5 protein-coding genes and 2 pseudogenes are annotated in these 10,767 nt (G+C 65.7%); 2 read left to right on the forward strand and 5 right to left on the reverse strand.

All coding sequences use genetic code 11. The features are described from left to right. Nucleotides 1-633 precede the first annotated feature (633 nt). Nucleotides 634-5,871: a hypothetical protein gene (locus tag FNH05_RS21980; RefSeq protein WP_144590603.1), complete on the forward strand. Its 5,238-nt coding sequence runs from the start codon at nucleotides 634-636 to the stop codon at nucleotides 5,869-5,871. A 207-nt stretch (nucleotides 5,872-6,078) separates the two neighbouring features. On the opposite strand, the gene FNH05_RS21985 is transcribed toward FNH05_RS21980, so the two are convergent. After that, nucleotides 6,079-6,486 carry a MerR family transcriptional regulator gene (locus FNH05_RS21985; RefSeq protein WP_246127878.1) on the reverse strand — a complete coding sequence of 136 codons (408 nt, stop codon included), beginning with the start codon at nucleotides 6,484-6,486 and terminating at the stop codon, nucleotides 6,079-6,081. 83 nt (nucleotides 6,487-6,569) lie between these two features. Here FNH05_RS21985 and FNH05_RS21990 point away from each other — a divergent pair, with 83 nt between their 5' ends. Continuing rightward, entirely contained in the window at nucleotides 6,570-7,301 is a 732-nt protein-coding gene (locus FNH05_RS21990; protein WP_425458474.1) for an SDR family oxidoreductase, read from the forward strand. Nucleotides 7,302-7,760: 459 nt separating this feature from the next. Here the strand turns inward: FNH05_RS21990 and FNH05_RS21995 are convergent. The 4 genes and pseudogenes from FNH05_RS21995 to FNH05_RS22010 form a co-directional block, all read right to left on the reverse strand. Further along, a pseudogene (locus FNH05_RS21995) lies at nucleotides 7,761-8,297 on the reverse strand (copper homeostasis protein CutC); the annotation flags it as partial. Between the two features lie 427 nt (nucleotides 8,298-8,724). Next, nucleotides 8,725-9,319: pseudogene (locus tag FNH05_RS22000) on the reverse strand (transposase). Nucleotides 9,320-9,458: 139 nt separating this feature from the next. Further along, nucleotides 9,459-9,989, reverse strand: coding sequence for a hypothetical protein (locus FNH05_RS22005; RefSeq protein ID WP_144590604.1), 531 nt, complete (start codon nucleotides 9,987-9,989; stop codon nucleotides 9,459-9,461). Further along, nucleotides 9,982-10,299 (reverse strand): hypothetical protein, encoded by a 318-nt coding sequence (locus FNH05_RS22010; protein WP_144590605.1) that lies wholly within the window; start codon nucleotides 10,297-10,299, stop codon nucleotides 9,982-9,984. Before FNH05_RS22010 ends, FNH05_RS22005 begins: the two co-directional genes overlap by 8 nt. Nucleotides 10,300-10,767 lie beyond the last annotated feature (468 nt).

The raw sequence follows: 10,767 nt of genomic DNA on the forward strand, positions 1-10,767 counted from the left end.
GTACCACGCCGACACCGCTCGGCCCGCAGCAGCCGACTCACATACAGGGCCAGTTCACGAGGCACGTCGAGCATGGCACGATAGGCAATCACGTGGAGTCCTTCGGTGAAGATCTTCTTTGGCGAGATGTCTTCTACCAGGGACTCCACGCCCCCCTCGTCACAGGACCAGTCAAACCCACCACACCGGCTCACCCAACCCCGGCTCACCCAACACGATCTTGCTGAGATCACCTCAATGACATGATCTCAGCAAGATTGTGTTGGACGGTCGGCGTTGTCTCCGAGGTCGAACCCGGCTCGGCCCACGACCTGACCGCAACCCGACGGACACTACGGTGCCGGGATCGGGGTGATCATCAAAGCACCCACCCTCAACCATTTCGAGCACAGCCAACTCACCAAAAACTCAATGAAGATAACCCCATCTACACGGCCGCCCGAAGCGAAGCTGGACACGTGACAACACCAGTACCCCCGGGTTTACAAGGCGACTGACCCCGCCGCGTCCGACTCATCCCCGAAAGCCCGGCTTCGACGCCGGTCACCTCGAAGCCACGAAGCCCGACATCGGACCGCGCCACCGCCGGCAGCCCCTCAATAGTCACTCCGCGTTAATTTCACTAATACGAGGATGATTCAACTGAACGGCGACAGATCAAAAGGACTTTCGACTGCTCCCGGCCCGGAAGATCCCACGATAGAGTTCGAGGTATGGACGCTTGCGAGCTTGCGGACCGCATGGTCGAAGAGCGCCCCACATGAACTCTCTTCCCGTCTTGCCTTAAAGAACGAGTCGATGATGGAAACCTTCGCCTACAAGGCCAGTCTCTTTCCTGGGCAGCAACTCAACGCGCTCGCCGGGATCGCGTCCGACGGTAGTACTGCCGTTTTCAACGAGCCCCTGACGGACGGATTCCGAGGACCCGTCGACCGGGTGATCGCCGGCGGGCACCCGGAGGAGTGTTCCTTCGGGCCTTTCCCCATTCTGGCACCGTGCCGAACCTGGACCGAACTGGTCGAGAAGTTCTTCGCACCGTTCACCTTCCACGGTCGCCCCACGTCCTTCGCCGGAGCTGCGGTCATGCAGAAGCACAGCCGTCAGTCCGCGACGATCCGCCAGCAACTTGCGGAAAAGTTCGGGGTCCGGGTGGAGGACGCGGACGACAACGCCGATCGCAGTTTCGTTCTGGTCCGCGTCCCGCGGAAGGTGCAGAACAATGAGATCAACCTCTCGGATCCGCAGACTCGGCAGATGTGGGATTCCGTCCTCGCGCGGTGCCGTGATGAGATGAACGAAGTCCGAGGACGGTTGAAGCCTGCGCTCAACGGGGACTCGTTCTCCCCGGACGCGGTCCGGAACATCCTTGACACGGTGGAGAACACTCTCGGCTCCCACCTCGTCGAGAGCCTTTCAGTTGGCGACGAGGCGTTCCAGATCTTCGTCTACACCAGGAAGCAGTTCGAGCTCATCTGTGCCGCCATGGACAGGAGCGGCTGGGAGGACGCGCACGCACTCAGTTTCCGGTACTTCACATCAAAGAACTTCCTGCTGTACGCAACCGCGCCGAGGCTGGCCTCCGGCGACCCGTCCTTCTCGGCTCTGCAGCCGCTTCTCGGCGACCAGGTCTATGGAGTCAAGGAATCAGTCTTCAGTCTTCTGCTGAACGACGAAGCCGTGCGGAAAAGCACCGCCATCAGCAGTCTGACCTGCACGGGGGCACATCTCGTTTCCATGGCCGACGTGTCGGCCGCGGGGGTTCAAGCCCCGCGGCCGCCTGTTCCCACTCCGGTCGGCGAATTGATCGACACGGTCACCACCCAGGCCGCCATCGCCCGCTTCGGGTCCGAGGGCAGCGGCACCTCGGCGGTGTCCAGTGATGTTTCGGTTTCCTATGCCAGCCTGTACGAGCCGTTCACCACGGCCACTCCCGCTTGCGCCCTCTGGTCCCCGTACGTCAGCTTGACGCAGCCCTATGTAAAACTCGACGACTTCTGGAACACGGCCAAGACCGACCGATCAGCCGTGCGGCATCTCACTGTCGTGGCCGACGTCATCGAGTTGCGGAACTCGATCGACCTCTCTTCGCTCAGCACAGTCACCCTGACCTGCCGGCTGCTGATCGTCGGAACGCAGGACGGAACGGTCCCGACCGTGCGGCTTTCGGCACGCGCCTGGGATCCGCTGCAGTTGTACTGCGGCTCAATGAGCGGGACGTGCGCCTTCGAAGCGGCCGAAGATCCGGCCTCACGGCGAGTAGTGTTCGCCGACGACGCCGTCTCCCTGAGGCCAGACGACAAGCAGGTGGCATTCGACAGCTTCTTCGGCGGAAAGTACCCGGTCGAGCTCTTCACCGACGCCTCAGCGACGGCGGATGCGCGGTGGCGCAGGGACACGATCGAGACCGGTCTTGAGACGCTGCTGCTGACTTCGGCAGCGGCACTGCGTCCGCAGGCGATCCTGTCGCCCGGGTTGAAGCAGACCGCGGTCGAGTCCTGGCAGTCTCTGCAGTGGCTCATCGGCTATTTTCGGCAGATCACGGACAGTTTCACCACGGCGCGCAAGCTGCCACCGGACCGCGTGGTCTCGCTCTACGGCCTCGCCACCACGCTGGCCCGCTCGGCGCCTGATCCGCGTAAGCCAACCGAGCAGGTGGTGCCGCAGGTGCCGTCGCTGCGTTTCACGGCTTTCCAGGACGCAGTCAACAAACTCCTCGACGTCGCGGACACCTACGCGACGCAACTCCGTCAGGCCAACGAAATGCTGGTCAACTTCGGCCTGGCCCGGGAGCGTGAGTTTAGCGACGAGAAGAGAGATGCATTGCTCCGTGAGACGGCCAAATTCATGGTCACGCAGAACGAAGCACTGGCGAAGAAAGAGGACGACCTGGTCGACGCCCACAACGCTGTCATCAACAAGAACAACGAGGCCATGCTGGTTCTCAGCCAACGTGAAGGACAGTTGCGCACGCAGTACCAGGCGTTCCTGAAGAATCTGCAGGAGGCGCAAAAGGCGATGAGCGACGCCATCGCCGAGGAATCCCGGAAACAAGAGACCAAAATGGTCTTCGAGTTCGTCGGTGGCCTGGTCGAGGTGTTCGGCGGACTGATGACCGGCCTCTACGGCTTCAAGGTGGCGGGGGCTGCCGAGGGCATGGAGAAGACCCTCAAAAAGTGGGAGTCCTTCCTGAAACTTGCGGAAACCGCGAACAAGCTGATCGAGTCTGGTACAAAACTGGCCGACAGCATCGAACAAGTGGTCAAACTGGACAACTCGACGCCGAGCACCTTCGCCGAGCCGCCGAACGACACGGATTGGGAAGTCTTCATGAACGACGCCGAGGCCAAGGTGCGCCCGGCGGAGGAATTGATCAGGCCGGAGGTGGAGCGGTTCGTCGCCTCCGTCCGTAACCTGGTGGCGATCGCCAAGTCGCTCAACGAGGTCGAGGAGCAGAAGGTAAGACTGCAGTTCAACAATTTCACCGAGTCCACCGCCCGCGCCGTTTCACAGCGCCAGGCGGAGAGGCTGCGCGCGCTCAAACTCGGCCTGGACAAGCCGTCGGGCCTTCCTGACCATGCCCACCTCGCCGACCTCGGCCAATTGACGGCCATGCTGCAGCTGTCGCAGAACAGAGCGCTGAACCGGATCGTCGAAATCGCGGCACTGATGGACGACTCGATGACCTACCACTACCTGAGCGGTCCCTCCTTGATCAGGCGGTTCGACATCGCGGAAATCAAGGAGAACCTCGCCGCCCAGGCACTGAGCGCCGTCGAGGCGCTGGGGACCTATCCGTATCCGCCGACGGATCTCCGGGAACCCGTGGAGATCAGGGTGGACAACGTGCCGGTCGAGGACCTGATGTCCGGCGCTGGAGCGCAGATCGCCATCTCACCGACTCATGGCGACCTCCTCAACGCACTGGCTCGCGTCCGTATCAACGCGGTGGACGTCCGGCTCGAAGGCGTTTCGACCGCCAAGGGGCAGTGCCACGTCCAACTGGTGTCCGCCGGCGCGCCCATGAACGACCGCGGTCTGCGGCGCGAGATTCTCACGTACCGGATGATCTCCCGCGATTGGCACGTAGTCTACGACATCGCGAGCGATCGGACGATCATCGGAACGGAACCCGCGAAGGAGTGGGGTGGGTATTTCACCAAGCCGACGCCATTCCAGCACTGGCGCGTCCTGCTGCCCAGGACACCGGAGAACGCGGGCGCGTCCTTCGAGTCCCCGACCACCACGGTGATCCTGAGATTCCATGTCGAGGCGATGTACTCCGCCCCACCCGCCGGGCGGATGCGTGCCATGTATGCCGCACCGTCGTTCGCGGCAGCCGGTCCGGGGCCGGACCCGTCCCACTTCCTCGGGCTGCTGAAGGGCTGCTCACTCACGGACGGTTGGGATGTGGCCAGCTTCGTGTCCGTCGACCGGATCAACGATCTCTGGAATCAACGCTGGCGGGCCGAGACAGACGCAGCCTTCCACGGCGACCGGATGTTCGTCCAGAACATCGATATCAGCCACACCCAGGTCCTGCCCGGAAAGATCAGCGTGCGGTACCATCTCGAAGCCAAGGCCGGTCCGCCGTCCTTGAAGTTCATGGCCGACGCCGAACAATCGGCCGAGGTCGGCATTCCGCTGCTCGAGGGCACCCTGACCACGACCACCTACCGGAATGACACGCCGATCGGCGAGGACACGAAGGGCATAGAAAGCACGAGTTCCCAACCGGTCATGGTTCGAACCAAAGCCGAACTGCAGAAGCTGCCCGGCGATGTCGACAAGTTCCACGCCGTGCACATCGATCCTGCGCGGGGCGTGTTCGCGTTCGAGAACATCGTCCTTGATCCTCAGGTCGACACGGCCTTCTGCAACGAGATCGTCGAGTATTTCAAAAAACAGGAACTTCAACCCTGGCTGCTGGGCTCACTGCGATTCGAGTCGGATCAGGAGTACCTACAGCCGCGGAACTTCGCTTTCCGCACCTTCACCCCTCCGCCGAGCCACCGCAACGACTGGCCGTCGATTCTCGGCATCTACGTCCTCACCTCCACGAGGGTGCCGCCGGTGCACGGAATGCGCCAGTCCTGGCCGGATGCCGCATGGCCGGTCAGCGCCGACTTCGACGCCGCGGTCTACTTCTCCGCCGACCTGCTCTGGAACAACGAGGTGCTTCCGGCGCTGCACAAGGTCGCCGACGCGACGGTGAGGGTCGATCCCAACACCCACCAGTATTCCGGGGCTTTCACCGGCCAGAAGGTTGTCAGCGACCTGCCGGTGAAACTCGAGGAAGGTTGGGAAAGCGGAAAGACGACTTCGGTCTATCCGCACGCCAAGGTCACCTTCGACTACCAGCCGCTCCAACTCACCTTCGATCTCACCGCATTGTCGCTGAACTACAAGCGCACCTGGACCGAGTCGTTCCCGTACCAGGGCCGTCACCCGGTGATCAGTGCGGGTGACGCCGACGTGCGCCTCAGCGTGGACTGGGATGACGTGACCCTCTCGTGCTCTTTCAGTGCACAAAGTACAGCCCGGATCGATCCGAAAACGTTCAAGGTGACCTTCGACGACATGACCATATCGCCAGAAGTGGGCATAAAGTACCCCATCCACAAGATTTTTGGGATGAAAACCCTCGCTCAGATGAAAAAAGAGGTCGTGACAAACGCCAAGAGCGAACTCGAGAAGAAATTCTCTGACATGAAGATCGAGTTGCGGGGGATGTCGATGTTCGCGGTCTCCAACCTACTCTTCCCCGAATCCCGGGCCCTCGATCCTTCGGGCGTGTACTTCCCGGGAGACATGGCGATAGTCGGACAAGTGACCCGCACTTGGTCTCCACCGCAAACGGCCTCCGAGGACTAGGTGCCGCGCCCACCGGCCGGCCTCCTGTGCGATCGCCGGGGCCAGGTCGGCTTGCTTGGTCTGCAACCACGTGTCGAAGGTCGGCAGCGGGTCGCCGACCTCCTCCAGGGCGCGCTGGTCTGAAGCCCGGGGAGGTGCTCAGGACCCGACGGCCGGTTCGAGCGACTCCCCGTTCCACCGCCGCAAGGTGGTGGAACGGCCGCTCGCTCAGGCCGTGGCGGCGAGTGCGTCGTCACGCTGCCGGGCGAGGTGGTCCGCCGCCCCGGCCATCAGTGCGTCGAGGTGGTCGCGCGTGGTGAGCAGGGCCGAGATCTGCGCGTCGATCCGCTCCCGCTCGCGTCGCATCACCTCCAGCGTCTCCACGGTGATGTCGTCCGAGGGGGTGTCGACGCACGGCAGTAGCGCGGCGATCGTCTCGCTCGACAGGCCGGCGTCGAACAGCCGGCGCAGCATGCGCACGCGGTCCACCGCGTCTTCCGGGTAGAGCCGCTGCGCTCCCGTCGTCCGGGTGGAGGTCAGCAGGCCCCGCTGCTCGTAGTACCGGAGCGAGCGGATGCTGACGCCCGTGCGGGCGGACAGTTCGCCGATGCGCATCCGCTGGTCTGCTTCGCTCACTGTAACCTCCGCCACTTCTCGTAGAACCTGACATCTGTGTCAGATTCTACCCTGCGATCGGAACCACAACAGGAAAGGACACCATGGTGGAGATCGCGGGATCGGTCGCTTTGGTCACTGGGGCCAATCGCGGCCTCGGCCGGGAATTCGTCGAGCAGCTGAGGGAGCGGGGCGCCAAGAAGGTGTACGCCGCCGCGCGCGACACCAGCACCATCACGACGCCGGGCGTCGTGCCCGTGGCACTGGACGTGCTCGACCCGGAGAGCATCGAGCGGGCCGCCCAGCAGGCGGGGGACGTGACCCTGCTCGTCAACAACGCCGGGATCGCGACCGGCCAGAACCTCATCCGCGGCGACCTGGCGCAGGTCCGCCGGGAGATGGAGGTCCACTTCTTCGGCACGCTGACGGTCACCCGCGCCTTCGCCGACATCCTCGGCGGCAACGGTGGCGGGGCCATCATCAACGTCCTGTCGGTACTGTCCTGGTTCTCCTGGGACGGGGCCACGTCGTACTCTGCCGCGAAGGCGGCGGAGTGGAGCCTGACCGCCGGCACGCGCGTCGAACTCGCCGGGCAGGGCACGCAGGTGCTGGGCGTGCACCTCGGCTCCGCCGCCACCGACATGACGCGCGACTACGACGGGCCCAAGCTCAAGCCGAGCGAGGTCATCGGGGCCGCGCTCGACGGCCTGGCCGACGGCGCCGTCGAGGTCCTCGCGGACGAGTGGAGCCGGACCACGAAGGCCGGCCTCGCCCAGGACCCGGCGGAGTTCTACGCCGCGGCCGTGCGCCCAATCCGGAGGCGCACGGCCGGGTGACCGGCCCGGCCGGTCACGGCGCGGGGTGGCGGCGGCTTCGGTCGCGGCCACCCCGGGATCCGGTGGTGGGGGTCGGCTCGGGGCCTGGTGGTGAGGCCACCCCGGGGACCGGTGGCCGGGTTCGGTCTGGGAACCGATGGTCGGGACCGCCTCGGGAACCCGGTGGTGCGACTCGGTCCGAAATTCGGCTGTGGGATCGGCCCGGCAACCGGCGGCCGGGACCACCACGGAACCCCGGCGCCGAAACGGCCCGTCCCGGCGGGGCACGGCCGCCGAGGGCACCGGACAGCAGGGCGTCTCGACCAGCGCCCTCGCGGCCTCCCCGTCCAGCACCGCGTGCGTGTTGTAGTCCACCGCTGACGGTGGGGCGCCGGGAGTTTCCGGCGCGGGGCCCGCGCGCAGATCGCGCACGCCCGTCGCCTCGGCGATGACCCGCGCGTTGTGCGGGCGGATCCCGCCGCACGCCATCACGTCCAGCGCACCGCCAGCCGCGGCTACCATGCGCCGGAGCACCGGCACCCCGTCCTCGGCGCGCGCCGCGCCGCCCGAGGACAGCACCCGCCGCACGCCCAGCGCCGCCAGCGTGCCCACCGCCGCCACCGGGTCCGCGCACACGTCGATCGCCCGGTGCACCGTGACCGGCAGCCCGTCCGCCGCGGCGATCAGGTCCGCGAGCACCGCGCGGTCCAGCTCGTCCCGCGCGTTCAGCGCGCCGACGACGACCCCGGCCGCACCGGAGGTCGCCGCGTGCCGCACGTCGGTCAGCATGGCGTCCACTTCGGACACCGAGTACCGGAAGTCCCCTTCCCGCAGGCGGATCAGCACGTGCACCTCCGCGCGGTGGCCCCGCGCCAGCACCGCCGCGAGCAGGCCGGGCCCCGGCTTCAGCCCGCCCAGCTCCCCCGCCGAGCACAGCTCGATCCGGTCGGCGCCCAGCGCGTCCGCGGTCACCGCGCCGTCGACGGTGTCCGTGCTCAGCTCGATGCGCAGGTTCACAGCAGCTCGGGGTCAGCGCGGGTGCGGGCATGTCCGGGTCGAACGGGAACATCGGCCGCTCGATCCGCCGGTGTCCAAGGCGAAGCAGGTCCTGGTCCACGCCGCCGGGCGTGAGCGCGAGGCGCACGACAAGCTGTACCGGCGCTGCAACGACCAACAGCGGCGCCTACTCAACCAGGCGATCTTCCACGCCCTCTACATCGAGGACGACAAGATCACAGACGGTGAGCTCCGTGAGCCCTTCGGCGAGTTCCACGCCATCCAAGGTCAGCGGGCCGGAGCAACCAGCGCAGAGGTCACAAACAAAAGGACCCCCCGCGATGCGGGTGGTCCTTGCACGCCTTCAGGCGTCGCGGTCCTACTTCGTCGCCTTCATCCAGGCACACATGTTCTAGTAAGACCCCTAGGGTCGAGCTAAGATCTTGTCTCATTTGGTGAGTTTCTTGTAGCAGGTGATGGCGGCGCCGGGGGTGAGGAAGGCGAGGTAGTGGCTGGGTTTGCGTTCGTAGCGGATGGTCAGGCGCCGGTGGCCGGTCAGCCAGGCGATCGTTCTTTCGATGACCCACCGGTGCTTGCCGAGTTTCTCGGTGGATTCGATGCCCTTGCGGGCGATGCGCGGGATGATTCGGCGCTGGCGGAGCCAGTCGCGCAGGGCGGGGATGCCGTAGGCCTTGTCGGCGTGCGGTTTGGCGGGTTTCCTGCGTCGTGGTCCGCGGCGAGAGCGGATGGCGGGGATCGCGTTGACCAGGGGTTTGAGTGCGTGGCTGTCGTGGGTGTTGGCCGCAGAGACGGCGACGGTCAGGGGCAGGCCGGTCCGGTCGGACAGCACCTGACCCCGAAGCTGGGCGGTAGATGCCGCCAGGCGCACCCACTGGTCAGTACGAACACAATCGCCGTGAAACCGCCCGATCGTCCACCCGGGACATTCCGCCGCCCTGTGGGCGCGTCTTTCCCGCCGGGACGAGCGGTTCCACCAGCGCCCACAACTCGTCGGGCACCAGCCTCCGCGACAACTCGTCCATCACAAGTCATGATCTTGCCCGCACCTCTCCCCCACCATCCAAGTGAGGACGCTCTTAGGTGATCAGCTGCTTCCGCAGTGTTCCGGCGTCGTGCACCGGGTTGTGCGAAAGCCCCTTCCCGCCGCGCCCGGCCACCAGATCAAGGCAGCTTCGGCAGTACGGCGCGCCATGCGTCCACTTCCCGCTTGGTGGATTCGTCCTCGATGTAGGCGGCCAGTTCCACGGCGGGCGCCACCACGTTGCGCACCTTCCGCAGGCGTCGCATCACTTCGACGTCCTCGGCGCGTGGCCGCCACGGGGTCGCGGCCGCCTCGTCCGGTGTCATCTCCGCGAGGGCCAAGCACTCGCGGGCCACCAGGCCGGGCCGGAGCGCGGCGGAGAACTCCTCAGGCCTGCCGTGGCGCGCCAGAGCCAGGCTCAGTTTCGCCTTCCGCGTCACCACCTCACGATCCGCCAGCCCACCGCTCTCCAGCGCCGTGTCGAGCAGGGTCACCGCGAGAACCGTCCAGCTACGCCGTGCTTCTTCGGTCGCCTCCGGATCGGTCGCCCGCAGGGTCGCCTGCTGGATCAGGCCGAGCCACCAGTTGGCATCACGACCGGTGTCGGCGAGCAGGTGTTCGCGCTGCGCCGCCGAGTCCAGCCAGCGGAGAGATTCCAGTGACTCAGCCACCGACGGGACTCCTTTGCCAGGTGTCGGGCACGCCGTGCCGTTCGAACGCGTCCACACCTTCCTGGATCACCGCGTCGCCGCTGTGATCCACGTTGTGGAAGTAGTGTCCGCTGTGGTTGTCGATGTCCAGTCCGAAGTAGCCCCCGTCGGAACTGCCCGCCACGTTCGCCTGCCCGGCGGCCCGGACGTTCGAGCCGTTGGCGATCGCGGCGTGGCTGATCTCTTCGCCGTTCACCGTGTGCGGGGCGACCCTGAGTTCGCCGGTGTCGGTCACCACCCATTTGATCTGGCCGTCACCGGCCGCGAGCATCGCGTCATCGGTGCCCCCTCGTCACGCGCAACCGATCAGACGCGATGGCGACCCTACCGGTTCCGGGCCCGCGCCGCACAGGTCTGCGCCCCGCCACACCCAAGTCGAACGCCCGATCCCACGAGTTCCCCGGGCAGGGGCTGGCCACGGTTCCGGACATGTTCGGTCAACCCGCTGCGCACACAGGCATCCCGCTCATCCGCCCGTCGCACGCCCTTCAAACTCACAAATTTTTAGGCAAGCTGCAGGTCGGTGGCATATACCAGGTTGGGGACGTGGGTCCGCTCGGTCCTCGGGGGGTTCATGTCCCTGTGGCGGCGCCGATTATGGCGGGCTCTGCACTGAAATGACCGGGAGAAGGCGCGACCTGGTCGGAACCCGAAAATATCTGCGGGCAGGCACGCCTTGCGTTCTCGCCGAGCACGCGTTCGGAGATGGAATACGACACTGTCGGCCCCGTGCCGACGC

This window comes from Amycolatopsis rhizosphaerae (assembly GCF_007713715.1).
Lineage (GTDB): Bacteria > Actinomycetota > Actinomycetes > Mycobacteriales > Pseudonocardiaceae > Amycolatopsis_E > Amycolatopsis_E rhizosphaerae.